At 46.2% G+C, this 14,306-nt stretch carries 13 protein-coding genes; 4 read left to right on the plus strand and 9 right to left on the minus strand.

Annotation, left to right across the window (positions count from 1 at the left end):
• Positions 1 to 3: 3 nt before the first annotated feature.
• From PPA03S_RS30900 to rnhA, 5 genes are all read right to left on the minus strand, one after another.
• The gene (locus tag PPA03S_RS30900; protein ID WP_062329807.1) at positions 4 to 885 is read right to left on the minus strand and encodes a carbohydrate ABC transporter permease; all 882 of its coding nucleotides are present in this window, start codon (positions 883 to 885) and stop codon (positions 4 to 6) included.
• Positions 886 to 958: 73 nt separating this feature from the next.
• On the minus strand, positions 959 to 2,290 hold the full coding sequence (locus PPA03S_RS30905; RefSeq protein WP_245683777.1) for an ABC transporter substrate-binding protein: 1,332 nt from the start codon (positions 2,288 to 2,290) through the stop codon (positions 959 to 961).
• A gap of 332 nt (positions 2,291 to 2,622) precedes the next feature.
• Entirely contained in the window at positions 2,623 to 3,618 is a 996-nt protein-coding gene (locus PPA03S_RS30910; RefSeq protein ID WP_062329809.1) for a serine/threonine protein kinase, read from the minus strand.
• 266 nt (positions 3,619 to 3,884) lie between these two features.
• On the minus strand, positions 3,885 to 4,754 hold the full coding sequence (locus tag PPA03S_RS30915; RefSeq protein WP_062329811.1) for an alpha/beta fold hydrolase: 870 nt from the start codon (positions 4,752 to 4,754) through the stop codon (positions 3,885 to 3,887).
• Between the two features lie 199 nt (positions 4,755 to 4,953).
• Positions 4,954 to 5,616: a ribonuclease H gene (rnhA, locus tag PPA03S_RS30920; RefSeq protein WP_062329813.1), complete on the minus strand. Its 663-nt coding sequence runs from the start codon at positions 5,614 to 5,616 to the stop codon at positions 4,954 to 4,956.
• A gap of 284 nt (positions 5,617 to 5,900) precedes the next feature.
• On the opposite strand from rnhA, the gene PPA03S_RS30925 reads away from it, so the two are divergent.
• The 3 genes from PPA03S_RS30925 (at position 5,901) to PPA03S_RS30935 (ending at position 8,567) form a co-directional block, all read left to right on the plus strand.
• Positions 5,901 to 6,323 carry a MarR family winged helix-turn-helix transcriptional regulator gene (locus tag PPA03S_RS30925; protein WP_062329835.1) on the plus strand — a complete coding sequence of 141 codons (423 nt, stop codon included), beginning with the start codon at positions 5,901 to 5,903 and terminating at the stop codon, positions 6,321 to 6,323.
• A 55-nt stretch (positions 6,324 to 6,378) separates the two neighbouring features.
• Positions 6,379 to 7,236 (plus strand): alpha/beta fold hydrolase, encoded by an 858-nt coding sequence (locus tag PPA03S_RS30930; RefSeq protein ID WP_062329814.1) that lies wholly within the window; start codon positions 6,379 to 6,381, stop codon positions 7,234 to 7,236.
• Between the two features lie 125 nt (positions 7,237 to 7,361).
• Positions 7,362 to 8,567: an MFS transporter gene (locus PPA03S_RS30935; protein WP_062329816.1), complete on the plus strand. Its 1,206-nt coding sequence runs from the start codon at positions 7,362 to 7,364 to the stop codon at positions 8,565 to 8,567.
• A gap of 173 nt (positions 8,568 to 8,740) precedes the next feature.
• Here the strand turns inward: PPA03S_RS30935 and PPA03S_RS30940 are convergent, their stop codons facing one another.
• Entirely contained in the window at positions 8,741 to 9,193 is a 453-nt protein-coding gene (locus tag PPA03S_RS30940) for an Lrp/AsnC family transcriptional regulator (protein ID WP_062329818.1), read from the minus strand.
• Between the two features lie 170 nt (positions 9,194 to 9,363).
• On the opposite strand from PPA03S_RS30940, the gene PPA03S_RS30945 reads away from it, so the two are divergent.
• Positions 9,364 to 10,548 carry a serine hydrolase domain-containing protein gene (locus PPA03S_RS30945; protein ID WP_062329819.1) on the plus strand — a complete coding sequence of 395 codons (1,185 nt, stop codon included), beginning with the start codon at positions 9,364 to 9,366 and terminating at the stop codon, positions 10,546 to 10,548.
• A 56-nt stretch (positions 10,549 to 10,604) separates the two neighbouring features.
• On the opposite strand, the gene PPA03S_RS30950 is transcribed toward PPA03S_RS30945, so the two are convergent.
• The 3 genes from PPA03S_RS30950 to PPA03S_RS30970 all read right to left on the minus strand — a co-directional run bounded on the left by PPA03S_RS30950 (position 10,605) and on the right by PPA03S_RS30970 (position 13,923).
• The gene (locus PPA03S_RS30950) at positions 10,605 to 11,966 is read right to left on the minus strand and encodes an amino acid permease (protein WP_062329821.1); all 1,362 of its coding nucleotides are present in this window, start codon (positions 11,964 to 11,966) and stop codon (positions 10,605 to 10,607) included.
• A gap of 948 nt (positions 11,967 to 12,914) precedes the next feature.
• Entirely contained in the window at positions 12,915 to 13,613 is a 699-nt protein-coding gene (gene sigK, locus PPA03S_RS30965; RefSeq protein WP_062329827.1) for an RNA polymerase sporulation sigma factor SigK, read from the minus strand.
• Between the two features lie 130 nt (positions 13,614 to 13,743).
• Positions 13,744 to 13,923, minus strand: a complete 180-nt coding sequence (locus tag PPA03S_RS30970) for a hypothetical protein (RefSeq protein ID WP_062329829.1) — start codon at positions 13,921 to 13,923, stop codon at positions 13,744 to 13,746.
• Positions 13,924 to 14,306: the final 383 nt, after the last annotated feature.

A 14,306-nucleotide genomic window follows, 5' to 3' on the forward strand; every position in this document is an offset into this window, starting at 1 on the left:
GATTCAATAGGAATTCACCCCGCCTTTCCGGTTCAGACGGAACACCAGCACGCTAAGCGCCCCTACCAACACACTGACGATCAGTCCAAGCGCCGAGGCATAACCGAAGTTGAACTGTTCCAGCCCTTTTTGAAAAATATAAACACTGGAGGTCAGCGTGGAGGTTCCGGGCCCGCCTTTGGTCAAAATATAGACCTCGTCGAACACGCGGATCGCCCCCATGACCGAGATTAAGGTACAAAACAGAATATGCGGCCGCAGCAAAGGAATCGTCACGTAAACAATCATTCTCAGCGGCCCTGCCCCGTCCACCCGGGCTGCTTCATAGAGATCAGCAGGAATGCTCTGAAGTCCTGCCAGATACAGCATCATGTAGTAGCCCAGGCCTTTCCACATGGTGATGAACATCAGAACATACAACGCCGTATTACTTGTGGAGAGCCAGGAGACCTGCTCGCTGAGAATCCCTATCTTCAACAGAAGGTAATTGACCACGCCATTATTGCCCAAGAGCCAGCTCCAGATCAACGCCACGGCAACCATTGAAGTTACAACCGGAATGTAATAGGCAGCCCGAAACATTTTGACACCCGGAATCCGGCTGTTGACCAGGATCGCCATTAAGATGGAGAGGAGTTGAATCACGGGTACAATCAGCACATACACCAACGAATTCCACAGTGAGACCAGAAAATTGTGATCTTTGAAGGCACGAGTGAAGTTATCCAGCCCTACGTAATGCGTCTCCGTAATAACAGAATAATCGGTGAATGAGAGCGGTATCCCGTAAATAATCGGCCAAAACGTAAACACCGCCAAAAACAATAAGCCTGGTGCCATAAAAGCCCATGCGGCAAAAGATTCGGATCGAATCGCCTTATACACCCCGTTATGCCTCCCTCACCTCAAGGATCGAGGAGGAGAAAGAACTCCCCCTCTACAACTTTACCGCGATTGTTTAAGAGCCCTGGCTCAGGATATTGTTCACTTCCTTCTCCACAGCGTTCAGTGTCTCTTTAATGTCGGCTCCATTCATCAGAATTTCCTGCAATCCCCGTGTTAGTGCAGAGTTGATGTCCGCAGCACTCGGGACGCCGACCATATAATCCGTCGCTTTGTCGAGACTTTGGGAAGAAGCAACCTTTGCTTCCGCTTCCAGCGAGCCGTCGGACTCCGTAAAGAACGGATCTTGAATGGAGGCTTTACTCGACGGCAACGTATTGGCTACTTTGGAGAAGGCAGTCTGATTCTCCGAATTGGTCATAAAGGCGGCAAACTCTACAGCTTGCTCGGGATTTTTGGACTTCTGGGGCACAACGAGGTTCATGGAGTTGGAGAGTCTCAGGTTGGCTTTGCCCGTTGGCAGTGGTACAGCAATCGTATTCTTGTAGACATCCGGCGCAGATTTTTTGATAAAGTTGATAAACGTTGGCCCCGACAACTGGAAAGCCACCTGTTCTCCAGAGAAATACTGGATCTGCTTGCTGAATTCCGCATCCTCCTTCAGCACCACACCTTCGGCCATCAGATCGCGCATTTGGGCAATCATCTCCTCGGCAGCTGGCGTATTGAAGGCAGCTGCAGTTTTATCCTCATTCAGAATCGGGATACCATCGATCGGGAACAGCTTGGAGACAAGCTGCTGCGCATATCCCGCTACGCCAGTCTTCTCGTGGACCTGACGGCCCCACTCAACCAACTCCTCCCGAGTCTGAGGTGGATTCGCCGGGTCAAGGCCCGCTTGCTTCACCAGTTTTGTATTCATGAACAGTACTTCCGTACCTGTGTACCAGGGAAGCGCGTAAGCCTTACCATTCAAGATAGTGGATTGAAAAATGCCTTCAAAATAACTCTTCGCTTCCTCATCTGTCAAATATTCGTTCAGATTCAACAAGGCTCCCTTGCTTCCCAATTGACTGGCAAATTCGGTGTTCAGATTCACAACATCAGGGCTGTTGCCGCTGGCCGTACTGGTCAACAAACGCTGTGAAATCGCATCATAAGGGTAGTCCTTCCACTCCACCGTCACGCCAGGATGACTGCTCTCATACTTGGCAATCAGATCATTAAAGTAATCATTAAAGGTGGGTTGCAGTGCAATGGTCCAAAACTCCAGAGTGACAGGCTCTCCAGTCGAAGCACCTTTGTCGACTTCTGTGCCTGTTCCCCCAGCGCTTTTCGGGCTCGGCGTCCCCGCCGTAGTGCCGTTTCCTCCGCAGGCAGCAAGCAACATCGACATCATAACGACGAACAGCAAAGATACTGTGAAACCTTTTCTGTTGGTGGTCACACAACATTCCCCCTCAGTTTGGTATAAGACGGGAGCCAGCGCTTGCGTACGATGTCCTGACTTATCACTCCATCTTTCCAATGGAGTATATGCAGCATCAGGAATGAGAATGAAGTATTTTTCCATAATTCCATTAAAAAAAGAAATCATTTTTCTTTTGCGAGCATTGAAACGCCACTCCCGATGCAGGTTTCTTTCAGAAAGCGTTTTGCTTAAAAAACAGAAAAAAGCCAGTTCGCTCCCGCAAGGAAGACAAACTGGCTTGTTTATTATGTTATATATGCGATTACATTCATTAAGTGTAACTGTTCGTTTCACATAGAGGTCATCCCTTAAGCCGTCTCATCCTTTTTCTGAGGCTCCAAGGCATAGACCTGAGTATGTTCATCTTCGGATAAAGTCCAGTCGACCGTGCCCGGTTTACGGAATGTCCATATCCAGGCTTGAACCCGCAGCGACCTTCTGACCCAAGCCAGAGAAGCGCAGCGTTTCTCGGAGCGGACGGACAAACCCCAGTGGATTACACGCGCGAGCCACGGATTCACATACTCATTTTGCGTACGTACAGATGGCAGTTCGTCTCGGAACAACCGCTGCTTTACATCCATCGGCGCTTGTCCGCAAGTCCAATAATGAAGCAGCGCCGCCAGACTGTAGATGTCTGACATCGGCCCCTGATTGGATTTCTCCGAATAAAATTCAAGCGGCGAATATCCTGCGGAGGTAAAGATCGTCTGTTTGTCTCCCGTTTGCATGGGCCAGCGAGCTGCTGATCCAAAATCCAATAGCATGGGTGCCCCATCCTCCATCACCATAATGTTAGAGGGCTTCACATCCCGGTGCAGAATCCCTTGATTATGGATATAGTCCAGCGTATCTACGAGCGGGAGCAGCGTCTTTGTGATAAACGAGGCATCCAGCGCGTGATTACGCTCGTTCAGATATTCAGTTAGAGACAACCCTGTGCAGTATTCCATCACAAGATACCCTGTATCATTCGCCTCGAAATGATCCACATACGAAACAATATGAGGATGATTCAAGGTGGATAACAGATCGCCCTCTACCATAAAGGCCGCAAGAAGCTCTTGGTACTGCCCACTGAACCCTCTAGTAGAACAGAACACTCCCCGTTTATCTGAGTGGCGGGCAGCCAATCTTTGCGGGAAAAATTCCTTTATGGCTACCTTTAAGCCTGTATTCTTGTCTCTACCTGCATATACAATGGCAAGCTCGCTGCTCGCCAGCACTTGTCTAACCTGATATGTATCATTCAAAATAACATTGCGCTGCAATGCGATTTTGGAGTTATCTTTTCTCATAATCATAACAGACCTCTTTTCAACCTTGTCGATCGGAAGACTTGTCGCATGCTGCATCATTCGGTTCCAACCAGACAGGCGTTACATCGCCAACCATCTATTTAAACCGAATGATGCCCATTGAAACATACCATGCGAAAATAAATGAAATAACTATAAAACGCAGAACCCCATAAAGCCGGAACACCGATCTAGTATGTTATCGACAGAAAGGGCGGTTTATTGTAGGAATCTCCGTCATACCTTGGAGCCGCCCCATCCCCTGCAACTTTTTAATAATTACTCTTTAGAAACTGCTGGATTTCCTCATTCATATGGACTAACACATCCTGGGACGGGAAATGACCTGTATCATACTTGACTGCTTTTACATTCGGAATGATTTTCTGAGCACGTTCGATCACCTTGTCTGCCGGGAAAAAGACATCCTTCTCCCCCACTAGAAGCAGGGTTGGCGACGTATAGTTAATCAGCTCTTCCCGTTCTGTAAGCTTGGGCATATCCTGCTCCAGACTGACGTGTTTGAAGATTTTGCCGATAATGGTTCTATCTATTTCTTTCATACAGCTGCATGACATGGTATCCGCGATCTTTTGCAGAGAAGTTGGAGAAGAAGTCATTCGGTACGTAACGAGCGGCAGCACAATATCCTGGGCCATTTTAATTTTGGAGCCCACGGCCAAACCAGCCGGTGCTACCAAAACGGAGCATGCAATTCGGTCCGGAATGTAGGTCGCCAGTCTTAGGATGATTCCTCCGCCAAAGGAAGGACCGATAAATGCACTTTTTTCGATCTTATAGTGGTCCATCAAGTCAGAAACCCACATAGCCAAACTATCAAACCTTGCCGAAATCCGTGTTTCCTCACTGTACCCTGGATGACCGATCGTATCAGGTGCAATAATCCGGTATTCTTTGAATAGCGAAGAAAACCAGGATAACGTCATCGGATTTACACAATTCCCGCCTTGGAGAATAAATAACGGCTTGCCATGTTCCGGACCGGTTAACAAAACATGTGTCTGTCCAAAACGCGTCTCAACGTATTCTCGTGTAAAACCCTCGCCCAATTGAGCAACATATGCTTCGTATTCCTCAAGTATGCTGCTCTTGCCTTCTTCACTTCTATAAATGGAACCCATGTCTGCCTCCTGCAAAGTGTACTAAATTCAACATTTCTATGGATACGATGGTCCATAAAGATAAAAGAGCCTGCTGATGACAGGCTCCTCCCCATATGTGTAACGTATCATATTGAACTGATTATAGAATGGAAACTGGAAATTGTAAACATCGTTTCTCATAGAAAATTAATAATGAAGAAATCACAGCGAAAAAGGGCTATTTTCGGCCGTAATCGGCCTTGATTTCACCCCATTGTTTCGTTTGCCATTTCAGCACTTTATTACTGTACGTATTCGTCCGCAACCATTGTTCGGCCCGATCAATCATTAGCCAGATTTCTTCGGTCGAGGCATCCCGTGCCAGTGTCGTGGACACCGATTTTTGCTTCAACCATTTCATCGCATTGACCGAATCCGTATAAACGGTTTTGCTACTACCCTCTTTTTTGAGATGCGCCAGGGCATGTACAATGGCGAGAAATTCACCCAGATTATTCGTACCTTTGGAGATTGGCCCAACAGAGAATATAATTTCACCTGTCCGGGTATCTACCCCTTTGTATTCTACAGGTCCGGGGTTACCGCGTGTACCGACATCAACCGAAATGCTATCATAGTCGATTTCAGCCGAGGTTTCCATCCCCGAACTTCTTCCGGCACTGCCCGACTTCGTCTTCGACGCACCGCCTGCTCCTCCTGCACTTGAACCCCAGTTCCCTTTCCATCCGGCACGATACGCCTCTTCTGCGGCCGCTTTCGATTCATACGATTTATATTTTGCTCCGGTATAATGATCCGTCTGTGCTTTGCAATCTGCCCATGTGTTATACACGCCTGGCTTCTTGCCTTCCCAGACGACATAATATTTCTGTTTGGCCATCCCTAACCGCTCCTTCGTTTGCTGCATTCAATGTCTTATTGTAAACGATCAGGAGGGAGGAATGAAAGGTGTGGCTTCATTCTTGTCCATTCTTTTCAAGTTACTCTTCGACCATGATTATACTTACTACAACCATCATTCTATGAGCCGGCAAGATATTCTAGAAATTGCTTGATGAAATTCACATTCAGCATGCTCATCTCGAACGCGGTGTCTCCCGGCTCTCCGCTATTCATATCAAAAAACGACTTGACATTAGTTTGATAACAAACTATATTTCACTTATGAAAACAAGAGACGCTATATCACTCATTTCCAAAATTAAAGAGAAGGTTAACCGCTTCATTGTATCCGAGATGGCCAAGCATGGGATCCATGATATTGCCACCTCTCATGGGGATATCATTTATGCTTTGTTCAGCAAACCCCGAATGACCATGGCCGAGATCGCCAAAAAAATCGGAAAGGATAAATCCACCGTGACAGCCCTTGTTGACAAGCTGGTCCGTATTGGATATGTCATCAAGGAGAGAGACCAGGCGGATACCAGGGTTGTTCATGTGGCGTTAACTTCGAAAGGTGAGGTACTAAAGCCCGTTTTTGAGGATATTTCCCAAAATATGCTGAATGTTTTTTACTCGGATATCACTGAAACAGAGAAAGAGGAGTTCCTGAGAATTCTGATGAAGATTCATAACAACTTCTAATTTTTTTTGGATAAATAATTTGATATAAAACTAAAACCACAAGGAGGAATCGTTCATGATTGATTACACCAAAGCACTGCCTGAACATGCTGTGAAAACCATTGGGGAAAATGACTTATTTCTGGAAATATTCGAAGGAGATAAACTTACAGGGCTAACCGAAAAAAAGCCCCCTCTCCTGTTTGTCCACGGGGCTTACACGGGCAGCTGGATGTGGAGCAAATATATCCCTCACTTTATTCATCAAGGGTGGACTTGCTACGTAATGAATCTGAGAAGCCACTACAAGAGCAGAGTCATGGATATGACGAAGATTACTTTTGAGGATTACTTGGCAGATATCCATGAGGTCATCACTGAATGTGGAGAACCCCCAATCCTCATCGGGTTCAGCATGGGTGGTATCCTCAGCCAAAAGCTGGCTGAAACGGTCACCCTTGCGGGTCTGGTCGTGATCGACGCCAGTCTGAGCCAGGAAGTGCATCGGTTAGTGCCCTATCCGGAAACAGATCGAATTACACCTGGAATCATTATTCCTGCCCCTGTCCGTGATGAACTGACCAGTACAGATGAGACGGTAGAGGACATTGCATTTCAGCGTAAATATCTGCAGATGGAGTCATCGCTCGCATTTAGCAAGTTCTCCGTTATGTTCGGAGCGGATGAAGGCGTCTCCATAGACGGCGGTTTGATTACATGCCCAAGTCTCGTAATCAAAGCCGTAAGCTCCGATGAAGAAGACCTGAGAGGTAAACTGACAGCAGAACAGCTCGGCGCTGAATACACAGGACTCTGGAATACGACCCACACCGGCTTGCTTGTAGGCCAGCGATACATGGAAGCCGCCCTGAGAATCATGGAGTGGTTACATGGACGACAATGCTATGAATTAACGGATAAACTTACAAAATAAAAGGAATATCATGATAAAACCCCTTTATTACCTTTAATCCGGTATGCAAAAGAATGCTTTTTTTATATAAGCTTATAAGCATAGTTCTGGATAGGATTAAAAATATATGAAATGGGGTTTTGTGCATGGGTACTAACACATCCCTCCCCAACCAAAGGGAGCTGCCTTCCATATCTTCAGCACGCCTTCCGTGGGCTGGACTGCTTGCATTAGCTATGGCTGGATTTATTTGCATCCTCACTGAAAGCTTGCCTGCGGGACTGCTGCCGCAAATTGCAAAAGACCTGGGGATCACCGAGGCCCTTACCGGACAGTTGGTGACTCTTTATGCCGTTGGATCACTTGTGGCTGCCATTCCCTTGACAGCTGCTACGCGTGGATGGAGACGTCGACCTCTTCTGCTGTTATGCATCAGCGGCTTTCTTGCCTTTAACACCGTTACCGCCTTATCCTCGGATTATATCCTGACACTTGCTGCTCGTTTCATGGCCGGGGTCTCTGCGGGGGTGTTATGGGGAATGACAGCAGGTTATGCACGTCGGATGGTCCCGGATTCGTTAAAAGGCAAAGCCATGGCCGTGGCTATGGTTGGCACACCGGTAGCACTAGCCCTTGGTGTTCCAATCGGTAGTTTTCTCAGTTCTTATATCGGCTGGCGCCCCATCTTCGGTATTGTATCTCTTCTGACCGCAGCTTTAATAGTATGGGTTCTCTGGAAAGTGCCGGATTTTGCCGGAGAACCAACTGGTGAACGTCTTCCGCTGCATAAGGTGTTTATCATCCCGGGAGTTAGGCCCATTCTGTTTGTTGTCCTCGCTTGGATGCTAGCTCATAACATCCTATACACCTATATTTCTCCCTACCTTGCCCAGACCGTGCTTGCTAACAGAGTAGACTTGATTTTGCTCATTTTCGGCATCACTTCCATTGTGGGGATTTGGGTGACCGGAATGCTCATCGACCGGTTTTTGAGGAGATTAGTTATCATCAGCCTGGCAGCATTCGCTCTGGCGTCTGTCATGATGGGGATCGGTACTCATCAACCTGCGATTATTATCCTAGGAATTATGATCTGGGGACTTACGTTTGGCGGTGCAGCCACTCTGCTGCAAACTGCCATTGCTCAAGCTGGAGGCAAAAGCACAGATGTAGCCCAATCGATGCTGGTTACAGCATGGAATCTGGCGATCGGCGGAGGAGGAATCATCGGGGGCATCCTTCTTGAAGTGTTTGGAGCTGGATCCCTTCCCGGGTCGCTGTTTATTCTGCTGATTCCTGCGCTGCTCGTAGCTATGCGTGCTCATAAATATGGATTTCCCAGAGGGAATTAGCAGAGGAAAGAAAGCCATTATGCAAGAAATGAAAAGGGCTGTCCCATACGTCATGAACATGACGGGGAACAGCCCTTTGTTGGTAATTTAGTCTAATGAATCGACCAAACGTTATTCGCTCTAAATGGAATGGGTAGCCCCTTCTGCCCTTCCTTCATTTTGGAGACCTCCATTTATTCTGCCTGTGCCAGCAAATTTGGTCCTTCCATGAGATTTTTATGTGCAATAGGAGAAGACATGGTGATTAAGGTCATATAGGTGCCGTACGGATCGCACTTGTTCTCAAACTCTTCGAGTCCCTGGATGGTATCTGTGAGGATTTTCAGCAAATAATTGTACTCCCCGCTGATCCGATAACATTCAACGACTTCAGGTGACGAACGGCAGAAATCCAGAAAGGGATAACAGTCCCGGGTACGAAAAAGGACATATGCTGTGCTTTGCTTGCCCAATTTGGATGGGGAGATCACGGTACGATATTCCTCGATAACCCCCTTTTCTTCCATGCGTTTGACTCGTTCAGTAACAGCAGGCTGAGATAATCCCACCAGCTTGCCTAATTCGGTCATGGATAATCTCGCCTGATTCTCCAAGTGAAACAGAATATGCTGATCAATTTCGTCCATGTAACCCACTCCTTTAAATCTATAAGTTATGAATTAATATTACCTTAAGTATCCTTACCAATTCATTATAGTACCTTTAATACCTTATGTAATACAAGATAAATCATATATATAATAAACACAGTCAGAATCATTAATCAAGCACATCAACTGAAGAGAGGGAGATTGGAATGGGAAAAGAAAACATAACAACATTGCATTCTTATGTGGATCAAGCAATAGACTGCGCTCTAAGCGAAAAAAGAATCGTGGGAACGGTTGTACAAGTTGCCTTAGGAGGAAATCTGGTTTACAGCCGAGCCGCCGGTTATGCAGACAGGGAGCATAAACGCATTATGTCGGAAAACGCTCTGTTTCGGCTGGCTTCTGTAACCAAACCCATTGTATCGACAGCAGCTCTGGCATTAGTCTCACAAGGAAAACTGAGTCTGCATGATTCGGTAACCCGCTGGCTTCCTGAATTCCGGCCCAAGCTTCCCAACGGTCAGGACGCTTCAATAACAGTTCATCAGTTGATGACGCACACCGCCGGCTTGACATATCGTTTCTTCCAAGAAGACCAAGGGACCTATGAACGTGCAGGGATCTCGGATGGGATGGATTTGTCGGGAATTAGTCTGGAAGAGAATCTCCAAAAGCTCGCTACGGCTCCTCTTCTGTATGAGCCTGGGAGCATGTGGAGGTATTCCATTGCTACGGATGTACTTGGTGCCGTTATCGAAAAGGTCACTGGAATGTCACTACGTGAATCTGTTCAAATGCTGGTTACTCATCCACTTCACATGACCGACACTGATTTTGTTGCGGTGGATGCGGATCGGTTGACCGCAGCATACGCTGATGGTTCTGATGAACCGCGTCTTCTCCATGATGAATTGGAGCAGGTTCCTTTTATTGAAGGGACATCCGGGTTCCGGCTTGCACCTAGCCGCGCGAATGATACTTCTGCTTATTTCTCCGGCGGAGCGGGTATGGTTGGGAGTGCCGGAGATTTTCTTACTCTACTTGAAGCATTGCGACAAGGAGGAAAGCCCGTCCTAACGGAAGCCGTTGCCGCTGAGATGTCTACCAATCAAATCGGTGATCTTGTAATGCCGTATTGGCCAGGAAGAGGGTTTGGCCTTGGTTTTACAGTACTCAAAGACCCTGTTGCAGCTGGCACACCGGAATCACCGGGTACTTGGCGAATGGGCGGAACCTATGGACACTCGTGGTTTGTTGATCCAATTGAAGAACTTAGTGTCACAGCATTTACCAATACGGCACTTGAAGGAATGTCAGGTCAGTATACTACCGATATCTGTGATGCCATCTACGCGGGCATTCGTGAAAGCCAAGAGGCTGCAAGAATATAAATATGAATAACCGCCCAATATCATTGGGCGGCTTTATTTTGCAACAAAGCTAAGTCCTACGGTCTGTTACGGCTCAATTTTCTCATTTTGAGAAGGTAGATCCCGGCAACCAGAATAAACCACACAGGGGTAACAAATAGCGCTACACGCGTATCCTCCGCCAATGCCAATATCACCAACACAAAACCCAAAAACGCCAGAATCAAGTAGTTGGAAAACGGATATAACGGCAGCTTGAAGCGACTGCGACTTGCCAGTTCTGGCCGGGTACGGCGGTATCTGAGATGGCAGATTACCATGATGCCCCAGACGAAGATGAAGCACACAGTCGACACGCTGGTGATCAGTGTAAATACACCCTCTGGCATGATATAGTTCAGCACAATCGCGATCAGAATAACGATCGTCGAGAAAAACAACGCATTGGAAGGAACCTTCCTGTTATTCAATCGCGCGAACGATTGGGGAGCGTTGTGATCCTTCGCCATCGAGAACACCATACGGCTTGTACTGAAGATGGCACTGTTACAGGCCGATGCAGCGGATGTCAGTACCACGAAATTCACAATGCCGGCAGCTGCTGCAATGCCTACGGCTGCGAACACCTGAACGAACGGACTTTCACTGGGCACAATCGCGTTCCATGGATAGATGCTCATAATAATCAGCAGTGCGCCAACATAGAAGAGCAGTACGCGGATAGGAATCTGGTTAATGGCTCTTGGAATAACTTTCTCCGGATTCTCGGTTTCCCCCGCTGTCAGTCCCACCAGTTCCATGCCTACAAAGGCGAACACCACCATCTGGAACGATATGAGGAATCCATGCATTCCATTCGGAAACCATCCCCCGTAACTCCACAGATTGGTGAAACTCGCGGGACCCTGATCGGTGGTAAAACCTTTGAAAATCATAAATAAACCAACAACAATGAGTGCCAGAATGGCGACTACTTTAATCAAGGCAAACCAGAATTCCATCTCACCAAACAGCTTGACCGTTGCCAGATTCATAATTAGCAAAATAACCAGCGCGATTAACCCCGGCATCCACTGAGGGACATGCGGGAACCAGAACTGTGTATACAAGCCAACTGCCGTAATGTCTGCCATGGCAATTGAAATCCAGCAGAACCAGTAAGTCCAGCCTGTAATAAATGCCGCCATATTTCCCAGGTAATCACGCACAAAATCGACAAAGGAATGATACTGCAAGTTGCTAAGCAGCAGTTCCCCCAATGCACGCATAATCAGGAACAATACAACACCCGTGATGATATAGGCCAGCAAAATGGATGGCCCTGTCAGTTGGATCGTTTTGCCTGCTCCCAGAAACAGGCCTGTCCCGATTGCACCTCCAATCGCCATCAGCTGCACATGCCTGTTCTTTAATCCCCTTGTTAACCTTTCTTCCTGCATGGTAACCACCACTCTCTTTCTGCACATGCTCTCTACGATGCCCAACTTGTATACAACTCATCATATAATAATCCGACCTGAATACCTATCCCTTTTTTATATTTTTTGTACAGCAAAAAGGCCACCTTTGGTGCAAGGCGCCCTCTGCTTCTGGTCACTTTTATATGGTATGCTTGTATATGTATGCCTGTAGAACTCGTGGTGCAGCTTCATTCATTAAATACTCGTTTCTCCGTCCCTTTACTTTTCTAATCTTGAGCTACATCCGATCCACAACATTGTCGGCTTATGTACGTTCCTTGGTTAATCTCATATAGCTGAAAAATTTATATAGCATATTTTAAAAAGTAAAGCTAAGCATAGAGCTCCAACTGCTAAAAAGATCATGGCTAAAGGACGTTCGGTTTTCCAAATCCGAATAGCATTAGCAACGTTAATCATAAGTAGGGCAAGCGTTGACATTACACTAGAATTCGATTGAAACATGTTAACAATGATCATAATCATCCCTACGATCCAGATCAAGCAAAACCAGAGTGGAACCTTCTGTAAAAAAACCTTCATCATCATTTACTCCTTATATCTTAAAGTTGTCTAATTAGAAGATATTCTTCACCCTATGTAAAATCCCTTTATTTAGGTTATATGATCCAAAAAAGAGGCCACCTTTGGTCCAAGGCGCCTCTGCTTCTGTGCAACGATTATTTTTGTTCATTACACTCCCTGCACCCAATCCTTTATTCGTCCAATCTTTTCTGAGGACATCAATCAGGTGTAATTTCGTCGTCCTCTTTGTCCGTACTAATGCGATCATGCACGGATATGTCTTCCTTGTCTTTCAAATGTACAGGTGTTGTGAACAAATCGATCTCTGAACTTTCCATATTTGAAGCGAGATGTATTGGAATCGAAATCTTGATACAATGAGCTCTAGAATCGAATCAGCAATTATTTCTGCTTATAAAACTCGTGATACAGCTTCATTAACGCCCGTTTCTCAATCCGCGATACATAGGAGCGTGAGATGCCAAGTTCCTTGGCAATCTCGCGTTGGGTGCGTTCTTCCCCGCCTGCCTCCAGGCCAAATCGGCCAATCACAACTTCCTTCTCCCGATCATCCAGAATATCGAGATTGCGATAAATCTTGCTTTTTTCAATCTTGAGCTGCACCTTATCTACAACGTCATCGGCTTCTGTTCCGAGAATATCTATAAGGGTAATTTCATTGCCCTCTTTGTCCGTCCCTATCGGATCATGTAGGGATACGTCTTTACGTGTTTTCTTGAGGGAACGCAAATGCATGAGGATTTCATTTTCGATACAACGGGCAGCAAACGTCGCGAGTTTGGTCCCTTTGCCTTGTTGAAAACTTTCGATCGCCTTAATCAAACCAATCGTTCCGATGGAAATCAGGTCTTCCTGGTCTTCGCCAGTATTGTCAAATTTCTTGACGATATGCGCAACGAGGCGCAGATTGTGTTCGATAAGCAAATTACGCGAATGTGCATTGCCTTCAGCCATGAGGCGTAAATGTTTGGCTTCATCATCCTCAGCTAGAGGCTGGGGAAATGCATTATTTTTGACATACGAGACGAGTAACGTTAACTCTTTGATGAACAGGGCAATTGCGGTAAACAATCCGGGCACAGATGACACCTCCTGCAGTTTTACAACGATCTGGCCTGAGCACATGTGGGAACAGGGTCGATTTATTGTATGTAGGCAGGGGCCCATAAGTGCACGTACACCTGAAAAAGGAGATGGACTCGTTAAGATTTCATACACTCACTGAAACGATCGAGCCCACCTTTTGAAGGAGGAGGAATTCTTTCTCGACACTTTCGATAAAATATGTTTTCTCACCAAGTACGACGACATCACTTTCGACTAATGGAACATCGCTTTTGAAATAGATAAAATTGTCCGTTTCCCTGAACGCACCTTTGTAGTAAAACATGTTGTCACCTTCTTCTTGGAGAATTGAATGATTTGCCTGCTGTAATTAGTAATTACTATTCGTTTCGTTTAAAACACATCTTGTAAAGAATAAGTCCCATACCCGATGAACAAATCAGATATCCAAAGAACAAGAAGAGTAAATAAACGCCATGAAGATCTTCAGGAATCCGAATTATACCTTCAAACCAAGCAGAACGAAAAGGATACAGTAGCGCTACCCAAACGATCAGCAAGACAAGAATACAATTAATTATTTTTCTCACCATAACGATCCTTTCAAGCCGAGTGGAAGCAGGAAATAAAATATAGCCACTCCTACTGCTAAAGTAAAAAAGCCGCTAGATTGGTCATAACCCTGTCAAGTAGAGGCAGTACAAAAAA

Origin of the sequence: Paenibacillus pabuli NBRC 13638, from assembly GCF_001514495.1 — a bacterium.
GTDB classification, from domain to species: domain Bacteria; phylum Bacillota; class Bacilli; order Paenibacillales; family Paenibacillaceae; genus Paenibacillus; species Paenibacillus pabuli.